We start from the raw sequence: 22,100 nt of genomic DNA, 5'->3' as shown, positions 1-22,100 counted from the left end.
TGCTGGTCCGTGATTTCTTTTGTGCGGGGCAATGTTGAAAGCAGCCTTGGTCAGATCAAACCAAGACTCTTGAACGAATTATATCCCGCCTGGCTGATGATGATGTGGTCATGAACGCTCATGTCCATTGCCTTGGCCGCATCAATGATTTTACGGGTCATTTCGATATCCCCCTGTGACGGGGTGGCATCGCCGCTGGGGTGGTTATGAACGAGAATGATTGCACTGGCATGAAGCTCCAGCGCACGTTTGATCACTTCGCGGGGATAGACCGGGGTATGATCGACCGTGCCGCGTTGATGGCATTCATCGGCGATCAGGCGGTTCTTGCGGTCCAAAAACAGCAAATGCAATTCTTCGGTCTTAAGATGCCCGATCCGCACCCGGCAATAGTCAATCAACTGTTCCCAACTGGCAATCACCGGCAATTCCATCGCCCGTTCACGCGATAGGTGTTGTGCGCTGGCCTCGGCGATCTTGATCGCGGCAATGCCGGCTTCGCCAAGCCCCTTGGCAGTTTGCAGGTCTTCCGCCCGGGCTGATAGCACATTGGCAAAGCTGCCAAATTGCGCAATCAACGATTTTGCCAATGGTTTGACGTCGCCGCGCGGCATGGCCATGCACAACATCAGTTCAAGCAATTCGTAATCGGCCAGCGCAGTTGGCCCGCCTTTGACAAACCGTTCGCGCAACCGTTGGCGGTGGCCGTGATAATGCGGCTTTGCTGTTTTCGACGGATTTGTGGTTTTGCCAGCGGCAGTCATTGCGGACGAAGCTGCATTTTGCGAAGCCTCATCTGGCGTTAAAGCGGGCGTGGTGTCAGAAGAGGCAGGATCGCGGGTCTGATTGAAAAAGACCCGTGTGCCGTCATTGATTTCAGCCGGATTGATGTCAGCCGGGGAAGTGGAAGCAGGCTTGCGATCTTCTGTCTCGCTCAAATCTGCTTCCTCCGTTTTTTTGCCTTATTCGGCTGCCGCGCTGATGTCATAGGGCGGTTTGTCCAGACCGGCCGGGGATCGGGTGAAAACTTCAAACCCGTCTTCCGTCACGGCCAGCGAATGTTCAAACTGTGCCGACAGTTTGCGGTCTCGCGTCACAGCTGTCCAGCCATCGGGCAAAATTTTACACGCATAGGTGCCCTGGTTGATCATGGGTTCAATCGTAAAGATCATCCCCGGTTCCAGAACAAGCCCTTCGCCCGGCTTGCCGTAATGCAAGATATTCGGCGCATCATGGAACACCTGACCAAGGCCGTGACCACAGAAATCACGCACAACCGAAAACCGTTCGCTTTCGGCATAGGACTGAATGGCATGACCAATATCGCCAAGGGTCGCACCGGGCTTAACCGCATTGATCCCGCGCCAAAGCGACTCATAAGTCACATCGACAAGACGCTGCGCCATAACCTTTGGCGTGCCCGCAATATACATCCGTGATGTATCGCCATACCAGCCATCAAGAATGACCGTGACGTCAATATTCATGATGTCGCCATTGCCAAGCTTCTTGTCGCCGGGAATGCCGTGACAGACCACATGATTGATGGATGTGCAGATTGATTTGGGAAAACCGCGATAGCCCAAGCAGGCCGAAATCGCATTATGATCACGGATATATTCATCACACAGGCGATCAAGTTCGCCCGTGGTGACACCCGGCACAACGTGCGGGGTAATCATATCAAGCACTTCCGCTGCCAGCCGCCCGGCGGCGCGCATGCCTTCAAATGCTTCGGGTCCGTGAAGTTTGACTGTTCCGTTCGCCACCCGAAAATCTCCTTAAGCCAGGCTATGTATCAATGCGGTTTATCGTCCAATGACATAAAGCCAGATGCCGGAATTGGCAAGGATTGGCTGATATGCGCCATGTTGTCTGCTTATGGTTCGATAATCGGGCGTGCGCTTCGCACCGTGACCGCGCTGGTATCAATCGAACAGTCATAGGCAATCGCTTCCACCCCGTTTGCCCGTGCCGATTGGAACCGTTCCCCGTAATGCGGGTCGATATCGGTCGAAAGGGTAAATCGGTCACAATCAGTCCGCTGGATCAGATAAAACATCACCGCACGATGACCCTCGGCGACCATATCGGCCATTTCATCAAGATGCTTTGCCCCGCGTGCGGTGACCGCATCGGGGAACTCGGCCAAGCCCGGCGCATCTTCATCGCGTTTCAAATGCACGTTCTTAACTTCGACATAGCAAAGCCCGCGTTTCGGATCGGACAGCAAAATATCAATGCGCGAATTCTTGCCGTATTTGACTTCACGTTTCAGGGTTTCGTAGCCCTTAAGTTCGGGCACCTTGCCGTTCAGGATCGCTTCTTCGACAATCGCATTGGGATGGGCTGTGTTAATCCCGATCCACGCATCACCGATCTGGCACAGCTCCCAACTGAATTTCAGTTTGCGTTTTGGATTGTCCGATGTGGAAAGCCAGACATCAATACCGGGTTCCTTAAGTCCGATCATTCCACCCGGATTGGCACAATGGGCTGTAATGACCTCCCCGTTATCAAGTTCAACATCGGCCAGAAAACGTTTGTAACGCTTGATCAGCTTGCCATGGATCAGGGGTTGGGGAAGCTGCATATCAAACCTTTCGGAAAACTGTCCTGACAGGACCTGTCAGGGGAGAAACATGATCAGAGTGCCAATTTCGCGGCAAAGCGTTCATACATCAACCCCTCACGACAAATGATCATATTCAGGAGCCATCATGCGCCAAAGCCTGCGCGATAAAATCATTGCCGTTTGCGATCAGAAAGTTGCGCAAAAAGGCCCGAATGTCGGCCTGTCATTCTATGCGTTCTTTGCCAATCGCAATGATAATCCGGCCCTACTGATGGAAGCTGCCACCTGGTGGATCGAAACCCATCAACTTGATCATTTTGAAAAGGCGATCAAAATCCGCGAGATGGTGAAAGTTGAGTAAGGCGTGTATCTGTGCAAGCCAGAAAGCTACTTATTCTTTTTGTTTCTCAAAAATTTTCTGAACGGCTGTAGGATTTTTTCACAGTCGGGCGTCAAGGCCTGTATCATTGAGAATAGCCAGACTTGCAAAAGTGCATCTTCCAAATCCGGATTTATCTCTAGAACGAAAAATACTAGCCAAACAGACATGGAAATAGCCCATGCCCAGCCGAAAACAGCTGTAACACGTTCCCAGCTATTGGTGCCCGGAGGACCAGAAAGTAGGTTGCCTATGATGATAATGACGCATGGAATAAGGATGTTAGTCACCTTCAACCTATTCTCTAATTAACTAACTTAGGGCCCATTTTCATTATCACCCAAAAAATCAACAAGGCTGACCTGACCTGTGCCACGGCGCAGGGGTTTTGGCTGACTTTCATCCGGGGCCCATGCGGTCAGATAGATGATCTGAAACTTGGCATGAATGCGGCCATCAGGGCGGGCGTGGCGTTCGTGATAAATCGCCGCCGCGCGTGCCAATGTGCTGCGTTTGGTGAATTTTTTGGATCGTTTGGCAACAAGGTTGCTTTCGCCCATGCCCGAAAGATCACGCATCAGTTTCAGGGCATCGGGGTAATCGATCAAAAGATCATCGGCATCGACAACCGGAAGGGCAAAGCCGCTCCGTTGAAGCAAGGCCCCGGCATCCTTCACATCGACAAACGGCGAAACACGCGGCGATACACCGCCTTCTTCTTCGGCCTCTGCCGTCATCAGGGCTTCGCGAAGGTCCTTAAGCGTTTCACCGCCCAACATACAGGCCAGCAACAACCCGTCGGATTTAAGCGCACGGCGGGCTTGTAGCAACATGCCGGGCAAATCATTGACCCAATGAAGCGACAGGTTGGACAGGATCAGATCAAGCGACCCTTCAGCAAAGGGCAGGAATTCTTCATCCGCGACAATCGTGCCATTGGTGTTACTGGCGTTATTGGCCTGTGCTGCCTTGGCATAACGCTGCGAAATATCGGCTTGATAAAGCTGTTCGATCTCGCCGCGTTTGCCAATGATCTGGCCCAATTCACCACTATGACAGCCAAGATCAACCGCGATTGGGAATGAACGGGTGGTGTCATCAAGCCGGTCGGCAAGCCGTTCGGCGGTTTCGGCAAACAGGAAATTGAAATCCTGTGCGCGGGTTGCCGCGCGATCACGGCGCAGCTTTAAAATCTGTCGATCAAAGACAGTGATCGGATCGGCCATCGGGCGGGATGCTCCGGCAAAGTCGTTTCAAATGTTACGACCTAGATAGAGCGTTGCTCCCGCCCTTGCAATGCAAGAACAAAAAACCTTGGTTCTGCTAAATGGCCAATATAAGCGACACGTCGTCCTCGTCTTCTGTTTCGGCCGGGATAGCACAGCACATCAGGGCTTCGTCATCGCCAACCGTTGCGCCGGGCCGGTTTTTATAGGTAACACGGCCTTGCGTGATCTTGGTTCGGCATGTGCCGCAATTACCACCCCGACAGCTTGCCTCGGGCGCAAGGCCTATCTCCTCGGCAAGCTCCAACAGTGTTTTGTCCGCATCCGGTTGCCAAACCGCGGACTGGTTTGACGGCGCAAATTCGACTTTCACTGGCTTGCTGCTTGCGGGGGGCAGTTCGGGCAAATCATCATGAGTATCTTGGCTGCGGGTAAGCGATGCCGGGCCAAAGGCCTCTGCATGGATGCGGGCATTAGAAATATTAAGTCCGCGCAGGCCATCATACAGTGCCTGCATGAAAGGGGGCGGGCCACAAAGATAAAAATCAAAGTCATCAAATGGCAGCAAGGACCGCAGCAAATTCATATCGATATGCCCTGATGCTTCATAGTTCTTTCGCGGTTCTGCATCGGTCGGATCGGTCAGAATGCGGACGATACGAATGTTGCCTTGTGCCGTATTTACCAACTCAATGAGTTCATTATTGAAGGCCTGATCTTTGATATTGCGTGCGGCGTAAAACAACCAGGTTGGGCGGAAGCTGCGTGTGCGCAGACCTTCATAAACGACGTGACGTAGCATTGAGATCATCGGCGTGATACCGATCCCGCCTGCAATAAGGACTGCCGGGCGCTTTTCTTGGGCATCTATCGAAAAGTCGCCCGCCGGCGCACGGGCTTCGATGATATCACCGACGCGAAGATGATTATGCAGGTGACCTGAAACCAAGCCCTCTTTTTTTACACTGATGCGATAGCTGTTATCGGATGGACCGTTTGACAGCGTATAGGTTCGGATCAATGGTTTGTCGCTACCAGGAACATACACACGGATTGGCAGATGCTGGCCAGCTTTGTGGGGTAAGATACCATCTTCATCGACTGGTTCGAGATGGAAGGATTTGATTATTTTGTTTTCTTTCACAATCCGGGCGATCTGGAACTTCCGCCAAATCGTCGCAACCTTCATTGCCGAAAGTTTGCGTTCCGCAGTTTCCCAGTCGCCGGTCAAAAGACTGTTGGGCGATGCGCCATTGGTTTGATCGCGCCAGCGAACTGGTAAGGCGGCTTTGCGAAAAACCACCTTGCGCGGGAAGACGCGCCATAAACGTTCAGCCCCCAGAAAGGCTTCAATTTCCGGTCCATCAACAATGACCTCGGCATCACCGCTGATCTGAAGAACATCGCCGGTGGTAAAATCGGTAAACACCAGTCCGGCCTTTGGATTGGACAGGATATTTCCCAGTGTGTTGAAAAACAGGTTTCCGGCAAAATCGGGAATGGTCAGGGTGCCATCTGCATCGACATGAACAAAGCCTGCTTTGCCCCCGCGGTGGGACACATCGACTTCCCGGTTTTCATCGCTGCGATCAACATAGGTCGCAACAAAAAAGGTATCGGCCTGCGCGATCATGGCGCGTGCCCGATCATCCAGTTCCGTTGATATTTCAGGCTGCGAAGATATCGGGGCCAATGGGTTGCCGACGAATTCGAAATCACGCAACCGGATATATTGTGGGCAATTGCCAAAACTGTGCCCGACCCGGATGGAGAAACCATCATCGGACTGGCGCATGATCCGACCATTCAGGCGGTTGCGCCGCCGTGACTGTAACTCAATCCCGAGCATACCGATTGCCTTGCCATCCCCCACACCGGCATCGGCCGGATCAGTTGCATCGCGCGGAAGGTTGACTGAAAGCTGATAAGGGTCGGGTGATTGTAAGAAACCGGGATGATTGGCCCGCAATGTCGCCCAGACATCCCCATTGTCATCAACCGCGCCAAACACGGCAAAGGGCAGTTGCGGATAAAACTGGCGATGCTGATCAAGCAGATGATCGCGCAGAACACGCTTGCCGACTTCTGCCATCTTTGTTTCGACCCCGGCAAGCTGTTGCATATGGATTTCACCCTCATGCCACGGGCCGGAATTGTCCGCACCTGACGGGGTGAATGCAACCGGACTGGAAGACGGGATTGTTGAGGGTGATACAATGCGCGTGTTCATGACAGTTTCCTTTGCAACAGCCGAGAAAAAGGGAAAGGGCCGGTCAGGGGTTTAGGGGGAACATTGCGTTTGAACAGGGGGTAAACACAGTGAAAGACCGACCCTGCCCATCAAATCGCGGTGCGGAGACCGGCGACTGTTTGCTCGAACGGAACAAAACCGGGAAGGGCTTCAACCCGGTTCAGCCATGCGCGCACATTGCCATAGGGGGCAAGGTCAATATTGCCTTCGGGCGCATTGGCGATGTAGCTGTAAAGGGCAATATCGGCGACGGTCGGGTGATCAAGGGCGATCCAGTCATTGCCCGAAAGCTGACTTTCAATTTGCACAAGAATGGTGTGGGCGCGCGCGATGACCTCATCTGCATGGAACGGCGCGTTAAACACCGTGATCAGGCGGGCCGCACAAACGCCATAGGCAATCTGCCCGGCCGCGACCGAAAGCCACTTTTGAACTTTTGCCGCACTTTCGGCGTCCTCGGGCAGCCAGTTGGTCGCCCCCAGCTTCTTGGCAATATAGGTCATGATGGCAATGGAATCCGAAATCACGACATCACCATCTTCAAGAACCGGGACTTGCCCAAGGGGATTCAGCTTTAGAAATTCAGTGGATTTGTGCGCACCATTTGCCAGATCGACATTAATGACTTGATGGTCAACACCAAGAAGGCTCAGAAACAAATGGGCGCGATGGGCATGACCGGAAAGCGGGAAATAATGTAGTTTCATGGTCTGGGTCCTTCCACGGAAGACGTTGCTGTGATGCTCCCATCATGATTGTTCCCCTTATTTTGATGAATATGGTTTTTCAGGAATATATTATTTCGTATAGTGGAATAATGTTGAACGGCAGGGTGCTGTGCGATGGACCGATTTCAAGCCATGAAGATTTTTGTCCGCGTCGTCGAAGCACGCAGCTTTGCCGGGGCCGCGCGTGAATTGCGCCATAGCCCGCCTGCGGTCACACGCGCCGTTGCGTTTCTGGAGGATGTAACCGGTGCCCGCCTGCTGACCCGGACAACCCGTTCGGTCACGCTGACGGAACCCGGGGCGCGTTATTATACCGAGTGCAAGCGTCTTTTGGCTGACTTGCAGGAGGTTGAGGCAGCTGCAGGCGGGGCCTATGCCAAGCCAAGTGGCATGCTGACGGTTACCGCTCCTGTGCAGTTCGGTCAGATGCATGTTGCGCCAATTGTCGGGCGCTATCTTGATCAATACCCGGATATGAGTGCGCGATTGATGCTGTTTGATCGTGTTGTCAATATTGTCGAAGAGGGGATCGACCTTGCCGTGCGCATTGGCCATTTGGCGGACTCGTCGCTAAGTGCGGTGCGTGTCGGTGAGGTGCATCAGGTTATTTGCGGGTCGCCAGACTATTTCGCCAATCACGGGATGCCGGAAACCCCCAATGATCTGAATGGTCACCGGATGATTGCCGCGACCGGATCATCAGCAAGTCTGGACTGGCAGTTCAAATCGACAGTCGCGGGCGGGCGCAGCATTCAGGTTTCCCCAAGTGCCAGATGGCAAACCAATTCAATCGAAGCGGCACGTAATGCGGCTTTGGATGGTTGGGGAATTGTCCGGATGCTGTCTTATCAGGCAGCACCCTTCATTGCGGGCGGCACACTTCAGACCGTGCTTGACGATCATGCACCAGATCCCGTGCCGATCCATCTGGTCCATCCCGAAGGCCGCCATGCCCCGGCAAAGGTCAGAAGCTTCATCGAACTTGCAAGCAGTGTTCTTCGTGCCAATCCGTTGTTTAATTATAGGTAGTTCAATCAGGGCGTGTGCTACGCTGTGTCTGTTTGGCGCAGGGCATGGGAATACCGTTTGATGATCGCATTTTTACGTAGCGCGACACGGATCGGGATTGATGCAATCCTCCCGCCCCGCTGTGGGGGATGTGGTGCGATTACCGACAGTCCGCATGCGGTGTGCGCTGAATGCTGGGCGGGATTGCGGTTTATCACCGCACCACATTGTGCCTGTTGCGGCTATCCGTTCGAACTTGATGTTAGCGCTAACATCGTTGCAGACCAGAATGTTGATCAAACCCTGTGTGGCAACTGTCATCAAAAAAGGCCCGGATTTGATCAGGCACGTGCGGCCCTGATTTATGATGATCACAGCCGGGATTATTTGTTGCGGTTCAAACATGCGGACCGAACGGATTTAACCCCGCTTTTGACCCGGTGGGTGTTTCAGGCGGGCTACGGGATTTGGGGGCAGGCGGATTTAATTATCCCGGTGCCGTTACATCGCAGGCGTCTTTTAACCCGCCGCTATAATCAGTCGGGGTTGTTGGCGGCAAAACTGTCCGTGCAAACCGGCGTGCCGTGGGATGGAAGAATACTTAGGCGTGCGCGCAATACCCGCAGTCTTGGGGGCTTGGGGCCATCATCGCGCAAACGCGAAGTTGGCGGTGCTTTTGCGATTGATCCGAAACGTGCAGATAAACTGGGGCTTTCCGGGGCGCGGGTGGTTTTGATTGATGATGTGCTGACCACCGGGGCAACCGCCAATGCCTGTGCCGCGATTTTAAAGCGATCTGGTGCCATGCACGTATCTGTGATCACGGTTGCGCGTGTCGTGCGATGACGCATTGCAAAATTTCTGATATAGAACCGTCATCCAGACTGATTTTCACGCCGTTTTTGATGCTGAAGTCCCGGATTGCCGGGGGATTGAGCACGAATGGCGCATAGAAGAAGGACATTCGCCAAATGGCAAAAGTTGAAGTTTACGCGACCGAATGGTGCCCGTATTGCAAACGCGCACGCAAGCTTCTCGAAGAGAAGGGTGCCAAGTACCAACTGATTGACGTGATGATGGAACCAAAGCGCAAAAAGGAAATGATGGACCGTGCCAATGGCCGTCATACCGTGCCGCAGATTTTCATCAATGACGAACATATCGGTGGCTGTGACGAGTTGATGGCGCTTGAAGCCGCCGACAAGCTGAGCGCAAAACTGTCCGCCTGATTAATCTGGTTAGCGCTAATTGTATGATGATAAAAAACCCCGGCTGATTGGCCGGGGTTTTTTGGTGGTGGTGGCGCGGGGGAGATTGTCAGGAAAAGGTCTTTTCCATTTCCTTGCGAAATGCGATTGCCGGGTCATTGAGATCAAACTCGACATCATCCCATGTCAGGGTCTGATCAACGCCAACCGCACGTTTGATTTTCAAATGATGGGCAAGCCCGATGGGAAGTGCGTTGCGCGAACGTGATGTGTGGGCAGGGGTAAGCTTGCCATACACCGTATAGCCACCTTCACCATCCAGCATTTCACCGACTTTTAGCGCACGTTTGGCAGTGGCGACCGCATCACCCGACCATGCGCGCGGTGATCCGGTGGCTTCACCGCGAAGGGCGGCCGAGGCAACCGAAATACCAAGCTCCAAGCCGATCAAATGGTACGGCTTATACATGGTTGAATATTGCCCGCTTGGATCGGTGAGCAGGCCATATTCATTAAAGCACCGTGCGACATAGTCGCTTGGCGCTTCAAAGGTGACATACACACCCCAGCGCAAATCACGAAACACCGGGCGGGTATCTCGTTCAAGACTTGAAACAACTTCGACCGTGCCTTTGCGATCAAGGATGCCGCCACTTTCGCGTGGGCATAAAAGACGCGGTAAATCATCGACGCCGCATGCCGGGAACTGCAGTCCGCAATCTTGCGGTACAAGGTCGCAGGCGTTTGATACCGCGGCCATTTCGATGGCTGATTTGGTGCCATCAAGGAAGCTGTTGAAAATCTGCGGGTTCATGCCACCCGCCTTGGCCTGATCGGGTGTCAGGCCATAATGATGCCAGACATCATCCGGGGTGACGTGGTGATAGATCGGAAGGTATTTTGTGCCCTTGCCCGCACAGGTAACCGGCAGGCCAACCGCACGTGCCCAATCGACCATTTCCGAAATCAGGGCAGGCTGATCGCCATAGGCCATGGAATAGACAAGACCGGCGGCCTCGGCCCGTTTGGCCAAAAGTGGTCCGGCAAGAACATCGGCCTCGACATTGACCATGACGATATGACGGCCATGTTCAATCGCCTTCAACGCAAAGCGAATGCCCGCCGCCGGACTTCCGGTGGCATCAATGATGACTTCAAGCCCGTCCGCTTCGATCAGGGCATCTGCGTCTTCGGTGATCCAGGTCGTGCCGTCCTGATACGCATTGGCGGCATTTGTTGCCGCGAACTGATCATCGGTCCAGCCAACCCGGCGCAAGGCGGATTTGGCGCGATCAATGCTAAGATCGGCAACGCCCAGCACGTGATAGCCCGGATGATGCCCGGCCTGACTTAAAAACATCGATCCGAATTTACCCGCACCAATGATGCCAACCCGGACCGGATTGCCATCATCGGCACGTTTGCGCAGTTTTGCGTCGAGATTCATCTATGTCTCCAGCGGCAGGTTTATGCAGCGGACCGCTTGGCGACCAACTCATCAAGGCAGTCATCGGCAAGCGGTGTGATCGGTGTGAAATCGCGGTGTGCGATCCATGGTTTGCGATTAAACGCCCGGATGTGGTTGGAAACGGCGCACAGGCTGAGATAGACAATCGTTCGATCAAACGGGCTGATATTGGGCGGGCTGGCATGAACCAGATTGCCATGGAACATCACAACCGATCCGGCCGGACCAACCGGGGCTTCGCAGCCGCCATCTTTTGCCAGTTCGGTCACGGTTTCCCGATCCAGTGTCCAAAGCGGATAGGATGTGGTTTCAAGATCGTGACCGGCCTTAAGAACGCCTGCCTTATGGCTTTTGGGAATGAATAAAAGCGGGCCGTTGGCCGGGGTGACGTCTTCAAGAAACAGGGCGATGTTAAAGGCGCGCGGTTCGGGCATTTCGTCGTCGCGCTGCCAGGTGCCGTAATCCTGATGCCATTGCCAGACAGCGCCATCAAAGGCCGCTTTGGCGTTGATCTTGTATTGATGCATATAGACCTGCTCGTCCAAAAACTGTTCAACAGGTTCGATCAGGCGGGGATGGGCGCCCAGACGGCGGTGGGCTTCGTTATAGGTGTGTGCGGCAAAGGCGGTGCGGGCAACGCCGGATGTCTCGCGCCAGACTTCTTCACGGTCCGATGCATAGATCTGGCGGGCTTCGGCCAGAAGCAGGGCGGCTTCATCACGGGAAAACAATTCAGGTAGAAAGACAAAGCCCTTCTCGCGAAATTCGGCAAGGGCCGTTTCGTTGAGTTTCATGACGTTTCCTCCGGACCGCACATTGTTGTTTTTTATTTTGCGGCTGATGCCCGATTACGGGCGGTTAATTTGATTGTGTTTGGCGATCCTTCATTTTCGATATCAGGCGCTGCTTGGCATTTTGGCTATGGCCAATGGCAAGCTGTTGGGCAAGAAGGCCATCGCCGGCACAAATTGCGTCGGCGATGGCTTCATGTTCCGTCCAGATCGGGTTACGGGAAGACCCGCTCTGAAGATAGGCATGCATAACACGCCGGATTTGCAGCCAGACGGCTGCAGATGCCTCAGGCAATAGGGGATTGCCCGACAGGCGATAGATCGTTTGATGAAATGCGACATCGGCTGCAACAAGTACCGCGGTGTCGCCGCTGCTCAGGGCGTGGTGTCCCTGTTGAATGGCAGCCCGCAGTGCCGATTCCCGGTCAGAATCCAAGGAATGTGCCGCAAGACGGGCAGCGAGCCCGTCAAAGGCTTCTCGAAGGTCATAAACGTGACGGACCAGATTTGTGTCCACCTGGGTAACGCGATAACCGCGCCGCCCCATAGGTTCGACCAGTCCGTCACGACGCAGCAGCCCCAGAGCTTGCAACACGGGTTGCCGCGAGACATTGAGTTCCTCGGCCAAGGCTTCCTGACGCAAAGGTGTCCCGGGAGGGAGAGCACCGGAACACAAGGCATCAACCAGGCGGTCATGCACTTCGTCAGTCAGACTTTTTCGACCGGAAAGAGGTTCCATCTTCAATCCTTCTTAGGTGTACGGAATACTGTATACACTAATTCGATGCAGCGAAAGGGGCAATTTCCGTGATTTTGTTTGTTCAATAAATGTGAATAAAGCGGCTTATTATTCAATTTCACTGAATAACTAGTCCGTGTTGGGCGAAGTTGAGCAGGGTCGGTCAGGGTCGGTCAGGGTCGGGCAAGGTCGGGCAAGGTTGCACAAAGTTGGGCGAGGTTGGGTGAGGTTGCGCAAGGTTGGCAGGGTTGGGCGAGGTTGAACAAAGATGGGCAAGGTTGGGGAAGGTTGGGCGAGGTTGCAGAAGGTTGAACAAGGTTGAACAGGGTTGGGCAAGGTGGGGCAGGGTTGGGGAAGGTTGCACAGGGTAGCACAGGGTTGGGCAAGGCGGTCCGTTATGCCAAATGCCTATTGCCGCCTCGCGCCGTGATCGCCATCATAAAGAAGATAAGGATAAAAAGGAGAATGCGTCATGACCCGTTTCATTGCTGCCTGTGTGCAGGTCAATTCCCGTGATGTGATGTCAGACAATCTTGCGCGCGCGGCGACCTATGCCCGTGATGCCCATGCGGCCGGGGCAAGATTGATCGCATTCCCTGAAAACGTGTCGATGATGTCATTTGGCGGGGATAAAGTCCGTGCAGCGGCCTTTCTGGAAAAAGACCATCCCGGCCTGACATTCTTTTGTGATCTGGCAAAAGAACTGCAATCAACCCTGATTGTCGGATCGTTGCATGTAAAAGCAAGCGACGAAGACCGGGTGGCCAATCGTTGCTTTGTCATCGGGCCGGATGGCAAAATCATCATATCATATGACAAAATCCATATGTTTGATGTCGATCTGGCCAATGGCGAAAGTTACCGCGAAAGCAAAACATTCCGTCCCGGTGATGCTGCCAGACTGGCCGAGACAGACTTTGGCAAGATCGGGATTTCGATTTGTTATGATGTGCGGTTCCCCCATCTGTTTCGCGATTACGCCAAGGCCGGGGCAAAGATATTAAGCGTACCGGCGGCCTTTACCCGCACAACCGGACTGGCCCATTGGCATACCTTGTTAAAAGCACGCGCGATTGAAAACGGATGTTTCGTGATTGCCGCGGCCCAATGCGGGGAGCATCCGGGCAACCGGCAGACATTTGGCCATTCGCTGATCATTGATCCGTGGGGTGAGATTCTGGCCGATGGCGGGACCGATCCCGGCTTTATCACCGCCGAGATCGATCTGGAACGGGTGGATGAAATCCGCCGCATGGTGCCATCGCTTCAAAACGGCCAAACCTATAAGCCCTGCCAGTAAAACTGGCTTGGGGCGGGGGCAGGCGATTTGCCGAGGTGGTCAGGTGTAACTGACCACTTCAAATTCAATGTTGTTTTCATCGCGGAAATAGAACCGGCGACCGGGTTCATAATCGGCGTGGTTGCCGGTTTGATAGCCGGATTCTTTGATTTTTTGTTCGGTCGCATCAAGATCATCGACGACCACGGCAATGTGGTTCATGCCGCCACGGGTTTGATAGGAGCTTTCCGCCCCTTTGTTCGGGGTGCCCGGAGAATACAGGGCAACGTAACTGTTGCTGCCGCCGACATGATAGGTCACGCCATCATAGATCGACGGACCTTGCCACCGGATATTCCAGCCAAACCAGTCATGGAGATGCTGGGCGGTCTTGGCCGGGTCAGAAACAGTAAAATTGACATGTTCCAAAAATGCTTCAGTCATGGCGTTCCCTTTCATAACGGGGTTTGTTTTCGTGGTGTGTCTCTTTGGTAATTCCTCAAGTTAAGTTTAGGTCAAGCGGTAAATAATGCTGATTTATCGAAATTGTGTTGATTGTGGTCCGGGGTGCTCACGCGTCCTCACGAAACAGTGTCGCAACGTCATTTCGATTTTCCAAGGGGATCGGTCAATCTTTGCCCATCAAGGAAATTCAACTGGAGATGCAAGGGTGATGTTTAAACGAATTCTTCTGGGATCAGCCGTTCTGGTCGCGATGACGGGTGCGGCCTTGGCCGGCGAGCAATATGTCGATGAAACCGGCTTTGCGATCAGCGGTTATGACGCGGTGGCCTATTTCAATTTACCGCAAAAGGATGTCGGCATGGACCAACCCCATGCCGTCCCCGGACGGGCGGATATCACAGCGGATTATAACGGTGCGACCTGGGCCTTTGCATCAGAAGAAAACCGCGACATGTTTTTGGCCGATCCGGCAAAATATGCCCCGAAATATGATGGTCACTGTGCCTTTGGCGTGGCAAAGGGCGGCAAGGTTCCAGCCAACCCGAACCTGTGGCGGATTGTTGATGGCGAGCTTTATCTCAACATCACACCGACGGTGGTCGGGTTCTGGACGACGGACATTTCGGGCAATATCAACACGGCCGAGGGCAATTGGTCCGGTCTGGAAAGCAAGGCGGCATCCGCCAAAAGCTGGATGGCGATCACGGACAATGACGGGACCTATGATATGGCCGCCCCGATCAAGTAACGGGATGCCTAAGCAGAAAAAACCCACCGGCACTCAGATGCCGGTGGGTTTCTTTTTGAGCGGTTATTTTATCTGTTAACCGGCGATTTCGCCGCCATCAGATTTGGTGACGGCCACGACCGACGGGCGCGGCGGCAAGGTTGCCTGGAAGTCCGGCCAGCGGGTGCTTGGCGCATCATAGGAAGAACCGTCTGCCGGATGCTGAACAGCGAGGAACAGGGTGGTTCCATCCGGGGTGAATTCCGGACCGCACATTTCCGCCCCAACCGGGCAGGCAAAGAAGAATTTGGTAAGGGCCCGACCCGGACCATCGACATCGGTTGCCCACATGCCATCAGGAATGTCTGATCCCTGTGCGCCATCCGATGAAATCCAGAGACGGCCACGATGGTCAATCGCCATATTGTCCGGGCAGGACAACCAGGATTCGGCTGCCGGATGGTAAACCGCCTTGTCATCGGCGTTGGACGGGTTGCCCGCAGCAAGCATGATATCCCAGGTAAAGCGATCAGCCGTGTGATCGGCATCCTGACCACGCCCACCCGGAGGGGTGAGTTCAAGCACATGGCCATGCGGGTTGGCAGCACGCGGGTTCGGTGCGTTGCCTTCCTTGCGCTTGGAATTGTTGGTCAGCATGACATAGACCTTGCCATTGACCGGGTTCGGTTCGACATCTTCCGGGCGGTCCATCTGGGTTGCGCCCAGAAGGTCGGCGGCACGTCGGGTTTCAATCAGGATATCGGCCTGACTGGTGAAGTCGTTTTCAGTGGTCAGCGGGCCTTGGCCAAAGATCAGCGGCATCCAGTCAAGGGTGCCGTCTTCGTGGAATTTGGCAACATAGAGCGTGCCGTCATCCAGAATGTCCATGTTGGCTGCGCGGTCATTCGGATTGTATTTGTTGGTTGCAACGAACTTATAGAGATAATCGAAACGCTGATCATCACCGGAATAGGCAACAACGGAGTTGTCCTTGTTGATGATGACGGTCGCACCTTCGTGCTTGAAACGGCCAAGGGATGTGCGTTTTTTCGGCATCGAGGTCGGATCATAAGGATCGATTTCAACCATCCAGCCGAATTTGTTGGGTTCATTCGGTTCTTTTTCGACATTGAAGCGGTCGAAATATTTAACCCAGGAATACCAGCTGTCCGGTTCGATGCCGAGGCGTTTGTAGTTGCGTTCTTCGCCGGTTTTGGCGATGTCGCCGCCGAAGTAACCGTTGAAGTTTTCTTCGGAAATCAGGACCGTACCCCACGGGGTTTTACCACCGGCACAGTTGTTAAGCGTGCCGATAACGCGGGTACCGGAAGCGTCCGAGCTGGTTTTCAGGCGGTCATGGCCTGCTGCCGGACCGGTGATTGCCATTTCGGTATCAAGGGCCGAAATACGACGGGCATATTTCGAATCTTCGATGATGTTCCATTTGCCGCCGGTCTTTTTGATTTCAACGATGGAATGACCGTGGGCGGCAATTTCATGCAGCGCCTGTTCCTGAGATGCGCCCATGGAGTCTTTGAGGCCCGGCCACATCAGTTCGGCATTGGTATATTCGTGGCTGATGCACAAAAGACCATGGTCGGAGCTGTTCGAGCCAACCGGAAGCGGCATATAGCCGACATAGTCGCAGTTATAGCCAAACTGTTTGTTTTGCGCGGTTGCATCAACCTGACCCGGAACAAATGCCGGTGCGTCAGAAACGACCTTGTCGCCCCAGCGGATAAGCACGTCGGCCTGATAGCCTTCGGCGACAGCGTGGGTTTCGGTGATTTTCTGCGGGATGGATTTAAAGGTAAGCGTCGATGCGGATTGTGCCTTTGCAACGCCACGAGTTGCAATGCCGGCACCAACAACAGCAGAGGTCGCCATCAGGCCCTTGAAAAAGCCGCGTCGGGAAAAGCGCGCATTGATCAGATCGTCAATGCGTGGATTGTTGGTCGGGTTGGACGGAATATCGTCACGATCTTCAATGATTTCGTATTTATCGTTCATGGCTTTTTCTCTCTCAAAATGCCTAAAGCGGAAACCGCAGCAGGAAAAATGCCAGAAACGACAAGCGGCGTTTGTGAAGATTGTATTTATTTTGTGCAAAATCAATTTGTTACAGTTTTATTGCGATGGTTTCTTTGCGGCAATTGACTGTTTTACAGCGGTGGGCCGGGTGCTGCCATCCGGGTGGATTGGGCCCTGTTTGAACGCGCAAATGTCCCAACCTGCAAATGCCTGACGCAATTCATCCGGGTATAGAAGAAAATCAGGCGATCTGGGGCGGCCATAGGCTTCGTTGCCGACCATGAAGGTTTCATAGATCAAGGTGCCGCCAGAGCGAACTGCATCGCGAAGGTATGGAAAGAGCGGTCGGTGCAGATAGTTGGCGACAATAACAAGGTCAAACGATTGGCTGCCTAGTGGCCAGGAACCGGTTTCAAGGTCGGCTTCCTGCCATGTAATATCGGGATGATCGGCCATATTTGTTTGCGACAAATCACGATCCAGACCGGTCACGGACCATCCTTGTTTTGCCAGCCAAAAACTGTTGCGTCCTTTGCCGCATGCCAGATCAAGTGCGCGGTTGCGACCCTTTGTCGGGGCAGGGCAGTGTTGTGTGATCCAGTTGGATGGCAATTGGGATGACATTGTTATAAATCTTGTTTATTGAAGGTTCACCTGTGACGGGGATGCGCACCATAGCAGGTCACATCACAGATATCTTATCGTCATGCGATTAGTTTGGTTCCATAGATACCATCATGATTCTATTTCAGCTTAAATGCGAACATGATCACGAATTTGAAGGCTGGTTCAAAGACGGCGCGACATATGACGTGCAGGCCGCCAGCGGGGATTTGTCGTGCCCTGTATGCGGGACGTCAAATGTTGGCAAGGCATTGATGGCGCCGCGTTTACGCACCACCCGCCAGAAAGAAGATGCCGCCGAAAAGCAACGCCAGGTCGCGGTTGCCGAGGCCACCAAAGCCGCCATTAGCGAAATTCGCAAGCAGGTCGAAAGCAATTGCGAGAATGTCGGGAACAAGTTTGCCGAAGAAGCCCGCAAAATCCATTACGGTGAAACAAAAAAGCGCGGTATTTACGGCGAAGCATCCCTGAAAGAAACCGCCGAACTGGTTGATGAGGGCATCGATGTGCATGCGCTTCCGTGGGATGATAAGACCAAGAAAAACTGATCAGGGCCTGTGGCGCGAAGCTTTGATCCCGTCTGTCTTCATGTAATCCAGTCCACACGCATTTTTGATCAGACTTTGGTTGGTAAGTGGCCGTAAGGCTGGTTTGCTTCGTTTGTTTATGCGTAAAATCGACTACACTATCGGTTAGGGTAACGGGGATACATCGGGGGGAATGCCGTGACATCACGGGCAGCATTCATTGGATATGTGCCATATCTGATCGGGGCAATTGGCGTCGCAATACTTGTTTTTGCCGCCGCCCTGTTTGGCATATTGACGCGCCCCGACGGGCTTCTTGCCGTGTTATGGCCCGCCAACGCCTTGTTGCTGGCGGCCTTTGTCCGTGTGCCAACAATGAATTCCCCGATCGGATGGTTGGGCGCAATTGCCGGATTTATCTGTGCAGACCTTTTAACCGGCAGCGACATCAACAAGGCGGCCTGGCTGACATTGGCGAATATGGTCGGTGTTGCGGTCGGGTTGGTGCTTATTCGGCGTTGGGACGCACAAGATCGAAAGTTGCGCCGACCGGAAGGGATTCTTTACCTGTGTCTGGTGGGGCTTGCGGCAGCCTTCGGGTCCGGGCTTGTCGGGATCGTGATTGCGATTGTTCTGTTCAAGTCTGATCCGGGTATGACGTTCTTGTTCTGGACGAGTACCGAATTTGCCAATTACGTCATCATCCTTCCTTTTGCCCTGACCGTGACGCGCTGGCCAACCATTCAAAAAAGCTGCCTTGGGCTGATGGAAACCGTCAAGGGGGACTGGCGGCAGTTGCGTGGCAGTTTGCCTGTGGTTTCACTGGGTGTAAGTCTGGTCATGGTTGGCTTTGTCGGGGGGCCGGGTGCGATTGTTTTTCCCCTTCCGGCTCTTTTGTGGTGCGCGCTTAATTACAGGATCAATCTGGTTGCGCTTTTGATGATGCTGACGTCGCTTTGGCTGATGGTGGAGCTGGAGCTTGATTTTCTGGTCAATCTTCCCGAGGGGGATGATCCCTATTACGGAGTCATGTCGATCCGGATCGGTCTTGCCATGCTCGTACTTGGGCCGCTGACGGTGGCGTCAATTGATCGGGCGCGAACCGCACTTGTTGAACGTCTGGACCATGCCGCCAATCATGATTTCCTGACCGGCATTCTAACCCGTGGGGCTTTCATGCCGTTGGGGCAGGAAATGGTGGATCGCATTGCCGAGGAAAAAGGGCGCTTGACGGTTATGGTGATGGATCTTGATCACTTCAAAAGGATCAATGACGATCATGGTCATGCATCCGGCGACAGAGTTCTGGTCGAGGTGTCGCGCGTCATTCAGCGAAGTTTACGCGCTGGGGATCTGTTTGCGCGGTTGGGCGGCGAAGAATTTGCAATTCTTGTGCCCAATATCGCCCCCGCAGATGCACAAGGATTAGCGCAGCGTATTCGCAAGGCCGTGGAAGAAAGCAGCATCGAAACGCGAAATGAAATCCGCCTTCATAGCTCTGTCAGCATCGGTATGATCTGCCGTGAACTTGATGCGCCTGTTGCACTTGATAGCTTGGTAAATGAAGCAGACAAGGCAATGTATGAAGCCAAACGGGCAGGCCGCAATCGGGTGGTGCAGCGTTAAGCAGGCGAGGGTGCGTTACGCTGCGTTATGCTACGTCCGGTTTACGGGCAATGACCATATAATTGACGTCAAGATCACGCGGTGCCGGGGACCATTTGTCATTGATCGGGTTATAGGCAACCCCGGTGATATCGGTCATTTCAAGTCCTGCACCTCGCAAGAATCCCGACATTTCCGACGGTTTGACAAATTTGCGCCAGTCATGGGTGCCGGCAGGCAGCCAGCGCAGAATGTATTCCGCACCAATTTTTGCCAGTGCCAGTGATTTGATCGTGCGGTTAAGCGTTGCGACAAACATCAATCCACCGGGTTTTAAAACCGATGCGCAGGCCTGCATGAAAAATTGCGGGTCATCAACATGCTCGATGACTTCCATATTGAGCACGATATCAAACTGCTTGCCTTCATCGGCCAGCATTTCCGGTGTTGCGCAGCGATAATCGATTTCAAGGCCCGATTGTTCGGCATGGACCTTGGCGACTTCGATGTTGTTTTCGGCAGCATCGATCGACGTCATTTTTGCCCCCATACGGGCAAGCGGTTCGGACAGCAAACCCGCACCACAACCGATATCAATGATCTCGATATCTTTCAGCGGTTCGATGGTGTTGGGATCGCGTCCGACATGGGCGCAGATATTGTCGCGCAGAAGGGCCAAACGGACCGGATTGAATTTATGCAGCGGCTTCATCACGCCATTGGGGTCCCACCATTTTTCCGCCATCGCAGAAAAACGTGCAATTTCCTCGGCATTGGCGGTACGGCTGGTTTTGGCGGATGCATCCGACATGGGCAGGCTCCGAAGGCGTTAAATCAAGTTTGCTGTGCGTTGCCCTGTTTACGCGGGGCGGGTCATCAAGGCAATACTCTGCTGTTAAATACGGGCATTTGGTGGGCATGGATGTGCGATTGTCCGGGGCTGATGTGCCTTGCGCAAACCGTATGGATCATCAGGGTTATTGGGTAATATTCGTCGAATATTTCACCGAATTTGCATCCCGCACGTGGTTTGAGACATATTTGGATGGAAAAAAGTGCCTTCACGCAATTTATCGGCTGCGTTGATGCTTGTTTCGCAATGATTATGGAAGTATTGATAACGCCGCCCGGATCAGGAGAAGCGCCGTTTGTTGGCATGCACCCCTGTTTCGGGACCGGATCACATACCGTCATTTTCGGATAGCCGATAGACGGCGAGCTTAGCGGGGATACTTCATGGCCCGTATTGTCATGAAATTTGGCGGCACTTCGGTCGCCGATGTTGAAAAAATCAAGAACGTCGCGCGTCGGGTCAAAACCGAGGTGGATGCAGGCAATCAGGTTGCTGTTGTCGTTTCTGCCATGTCGGGCAAAACCAATGAACTGGTTGGCTGGGCGCATGAAGTTTCGCCGATGTATGATGCACGTGAATATGACGTCATCGTATCATCGGGTGAACAGGTTACCGTCGGCCTTCTGGCGATGGCGCTGCAAAGCATGGACGTGCCTGCACGGTCATGGCTTGGATGGCAAATCCCGCTTAAGACCGACGGCGCACATGCCAAGGCACGTATCAAGGACATCGATACGACCGAACTTGATAAACGCATGAATGGCGGAGAAGTCGTTTGTGTGGCCGGTTTCCAGGGCATTGCACCGGATAACCGGATCACGACACTTGGTCGTGGTGGTTCGGATACGTCTGCGGTTGCACTTGCGGCGGCACTGAATGCGGATCGTTGCGATATCTATACCGATGTCGAAGGTGTTTACACCACCGATCCCCGCATTGTGCCCAAGGCACGCAAGATCGACAAGATTACCTACGAAGAAATGCTGGAACTCGCTTCGCTTGGTGCGAAGGTCCTGCAAACCCGTTCTGTCGAGATGGCCATGAACCATCGCGTCCGGGTGCAGGTCCGTTCGACCTTTAGCGACGCAGAAGGAACACTTGTTGTAGACGAGGACGAGATCGTGGAACAGGAAGTCGTCAGTGGGATCGCCTATAGTCGTGACGAAGCCAAGATTACCTTGGTGAAAGTTGCCGATAAACCGGGGATTGCCGCTTCTATTTTCAGCCCGTTGGCTGATGCTAATATCAATGTCGACATGATAGTGCAGAACGTCTCGGAAGACGGCAAAAGCACGGACATGACCTTTACCGTTCCGCGGGGTGAATTCCAGCGTGCGCTTCAGGTTATCGAGAAAAACAAAGGGCAGATCGCCTATCAGGAGCTTCTCAGCACCTCTGATGTGACCAAAGTGTCGATCATTGGCGTTGGCATGCGCTCCCACGTTGGCGTTGCGCGCAAAATGTTTGAGACCCTTGCTGAAAAGGGCATCAACATTCAGGTCATCTCGACTTCGGAAATCAAGGTCAGTGTTCTGATCGCCGAAGAATATACCGAACTTGCGGTTCGTGCCCTGCACACCGCATACGGTCTTGATGACGAATAATTCGACATGGCA

22 protein-coding genes are annotated in these 22,100 nt (G+C 53.6%); 9 read left to right on the top strand and 13 right to left on the bottom strand.

The window, feature by feature from the left end:
* Positions 1-50: 50 nt before the first annotated feature.
* The 3 genes from radC to sfsA form a co-directional block, all read right to left on the bottom strand.
* Positions 51-938, bottom strand: a complete 888-nt coding sequence (gene radC / locus RIC05_RS01765; RefSeq protein ID WP_350047574.1) for a RadC family protein — start codon at positions 936-938, stop codon at positions 51-53.
* A 24-nt stretch (positions 939-962) separates the two neighbouring features.
* Positions 963-1,769, bottom strand: a complete 807-nt coding sequence (map, locus tag RIC05_RS01760; RefSeq protein ID WP_350047572.1) for a type I methionyl aminopeptidase — start codon at positions 1,767-1,769, stop codon at positions 963-965.
* A gap of 110 nt (positions 1,770-1,879) precedes the next feature.
* Positions 1,880-2,593, bottom strand: coding sequence for a DNA/RNA nuclease SfsA (sfsA, locus tag RIC05_RS01755; RefSeq protein ID WP_350047570.1), 714 nt, complete (start codon positions 2,591-2,593; stop codon positions 1,880-1,882).
* Positions 2,594-2,720: 127 nt separating this feature from the next.
* On the opposite strand from sfsA, the gene RIC05_RS01750 reads away from it, so the two are divergent.
* Positions 2,721-2,936 (top strand): DUF6500 family protein, encoded by a 216-nt coding sequence (locus RIC05_RS01750; RefSeq protein ID WP_350047568.1) that lies wholly within the window; start codon positions 2,721-2,723, stop codon positions 2,934-2,936.
* Positions 2,937-3,271: 335 nt separating this feature from the next.
* Here the strand turns inward: RIC05_RS01750 and RIC05_RS01745 are convergent, their stop codons facing one another.
* The 3 genes from RIC05_RS01745 to RIC05_RS01735 all read right to left on the bottom strand — a co-directional run bounded on the left by RIC05_RS01745 (position 3,272) and on the right by RIC05_RS01735 (position 7,138).
* A complete protein-coding gene (locus RIC05_RS01745) occupies positions 3,272-4,180 on the bottom strand; it encodes a methyltransferase domain-containing protein (RefSeq protein WP_350047566.1) in 909 nt (302 codons plus the stop codon).
* Between the two features lie 97 nt (positions 4,181-4,277).
* Positions 4,278-6,410 (bottom strand): 2Fe-2S iron-sulfur cluster-binding protein, encoded by a 2,133-nt coding sequence (locus RIC05_RS01740; protein ID WP_350047564.1) that lies wholly within the window; start codon positions 6,408-6,410, stop codon positions 4,278-4,280.
* Positions 6,411-6,520: 110 nt separating this feature from the next.
* Entirely contained in the window at positions 6,521-7,138 is a 618-nt protein-coding gene (locus tag RIC05_RS01735; protein ID WP_350047562.1) for a glutathione S-transferase family protein, read from the bottom strand.
* Positions 7,139-7,273: 135 nt separating this feature from the next.
* On the opposite strand from RIC05_RS01735, the gene RIC05_RS01730 reads away from it, so the two are divergent.
* From RIC05_RS01730 to grxC, 3 genes are all read left to right on the top strand, one after another.
* Positions 7,274-8,188 (top strand): LysR family transcriptional regulator, encoded by a 915-nt coding sequence (locus tag RIC05_RS01730; protein WP_350047560.1) that lies wholly within the window; start codon positions 7,274-7,276, stop codon positions 8,186-8,188.
* A gap of 60 nt (positions 8,189-8,248) precedes the next feature.
* The gene (locus tag RIC05_RS01725; RefSeq protein ID WP_350047558.1) at positions 8,249-9,013 is read left to right on the top strand and encodes a double zinc ribbon domain-containing protein; all 765 of its coding nucleotides are present in this window, start codon (positions 8,249-8,251) and stop codon (positions 9,011-9,013) included.
* A gap of 125 nt (positions 9,014-9,138) precedes the next feature.
* Positions 9,139-9,396 carry a glutaredoxin 3 gene (gene grxC / locus RIC05_RS01720; RefSeq protein WP_350044398.1) on the top strand — a complete coding sequence of 86 codons (258 nt, stop codon included), beginning with the start codon at positions 9,139-9,141 and terminating at the stop codon, positions 9,394-9,396.
* Positions 9,397-9,484: 88 nt separating this feature from the next.
* On the opposite strand, the gene RIC05_RS01715 is transcribed toward grxC, so the two are convergent.
* The 3 genes from RIC05_RS01715 to RIC05_RS01705 form a co-directional block, all read right to left on the bottom strand.
* Entirely contained in the window at positions 9,485-10,822 is a 1,338-nt protein-coding gene (locus RIC05_RS01715) for an NAD(P)H-dependent oxidoreductase (RefSeq protein ID WP_350047556.1), read from the bottom strand.
* A gap of 20 nt (positions 10,823-10,842) precedes the next feature.
* On the bottom strand, positions 10,843-11,637 hold the full coding sequence (locus RIC05_RS01710; protein ID WP_350044396.1) for a phytanoyl-CoA dioxygenase family protein: 795 nt from the start codon (positions 11,635-11,637) through the stop codon (positions 10,843-10,845).
* A gap of 64 nt (positions 11,638-11,701) precedes the next feature.
* Positions 11,702-12,373, bottom strand: a complete 672-nt coding sequence (locus RIC05_RS01705; protein WP_350047554.1) for a GntR family transcriptional regulator — start codon at positions 12,371-12,373, stop codon at positions 11,702-11,704.
* A 472-nt stretch (positions 12,374-12,845) separates the two neighbouring features.
* Between RIC05_RS01705 and RIC05_RS01700 the strand changes: the two genes are divergently transcribed.
* On the top strand, positions 12,846-13,673 hold the full coding sequence (locus RIC05_RS01700) for a carbon-nitrogen hydrolase family protein (RefSeq protein ID WP_350047552.1): 828 nt from the start codon (positions 12,846-12,848) through the stop codon (positions 13,671-13,673).
* Positions 13,674-13,712: 39 nt separating this feature from the next.
* On the opposite strand, the gene RIC05_RS01695 is transcribed toward RIC05_RS01700, so the two are convergent.
* The gene (locus RIC05_RS01695; protein WP_350047550.1) at positions 13,713-14,096 is read right to left on the bottom strand and encodes a VOC family protein; all 384 of its coding nucleotides are present in this window, start codon (positions 14,094-14,096) and stop codon (positions 13,713-13,715) included.
* A gap of 229 nt (positions 14,097-14,325) precedes the next feature.
* On the opposite strand from RIC05_RS01695, the gene RIC05_RS01690 reads away from it, so the two are divergent.
* Positions 14,326-14,865 carry a YHS domain-containing (seleno)protein gene (locus RIC05_RS01690; protein ID WP_350047549.1) on the top strand — a complete coding sequence of 180 codons (540 nt, stop codon included), beginning with the start codon at positions 14,326-14,328 and terminating at the stop codon, positions 14,863-14,865.
* Positions 14,866-14,940: 75 nt separating this feature from the next.
* Here RIC05_RS01690 and RIC05_RS01685 read toward each other — a convergent pair whose 3' ends face one another.
* A complete protein-coding gene (locus RIC05_RS01685) occupies positions 14,941-16,854 on the bottom strand; it encodes a PhoX family protein (RefSeq protein WP_350047547.1) in 1,914 nt (637 codons plus the stop codon).
* A 117-nt stretch (positions 16,855-16,971) separates the two neighbouring features.
* Positions 16,972-17,499: a class I SAM-dependent methyltransferase gene (locus tag RIC05_RS01680; protein ID WP_350047545.1), complete on the bottom strand. Its 528-nt coding sequence runs from the start codon at positions 17,497-17,499 to the stop codon at positions 16,972-16,974.
* Positions 17,500-17,612: 113 nt separating this feature from the next.
* Between RIC05_RS01680 and RIC05_RS01675 the strand changes: the two genes are divergently transcribed.
* Together RIC05_RS01675 and RIC05_RS01670 are read left to right on the top strand one after the other, a co-directional pair.
* Positions 17,613-18,047 (top strand): DUF1178 family protein, encoded by a 435-nt coding sequence (locus RIC05_RS01675; RefSeq protein ID WP_350047543.1) that lies wholly within the window; start codon positions 17,613-17,615, stop codon positions 18,045-18,047.
* 177 nt (positions 18,048-18,224) lie between these two features.
* A complete protein-coding gene (locus RIC05_RS01670; RefSeq protein ID WP_350047541.1) occupies positions 18,225-19,652 on the top strand; it encodes a GGDEF domain-containing protein in 1,428 nt (475 codons plus the stop codon).
* A 25-nt stretch (positions 19,653-19,677) separates the two neighbouring features.
* Here the strand turns inward: RIC05_RS01670 and ubiG are convergent, their stop codons facing one another.
* Positions 19,678-20,442, bottom strand: a complete 765-nt coding sequence (ubiG, locus tag RIC05_RS01665) for a bifunctional 2-polyprenyl-6-hydroxyphenol methylase/3-demethylubiquinol 3-O-methyltransferase UbiG (RefSeq protein ID WP_350047539.1) — start codon at positions 20,440-20,442, stop codon at positions 19,678-19,680.
* 425 nt (positions 20,443-20,867) lie between these two features.
* Here ubiG and RIC05_RS01660 point away from each other — a divergent pair, with 425 nt between their 5' ends.
* Positions 20,868-22,088: an aspartate kinase gene (locus tag RIC05_RS01660; RefSeq protein WP_350047537.1), complete on the top strand. Its 1,221-nt coding sequence runs from the start codon at positions 20,868-20,870 to the stop codon at positions 22,086-22,088.
* Positions 22,089-22,100 lie beyond the last annotated feature (12 nt).

It is taken from the genome of Thalassospira sp. (genome assembly GCF_040218635.1).
Taxonomy (GTDB): Bacteria; Pseudomonadota; Alphaproteobacteria; order Rhodospirillales; family Thalassospiraceae; genus Thalassospira.
Note: the sequence above shows the minus strand (reverse complement) of the source record. Positions and strands in the feature narration are given on the sequence as shown.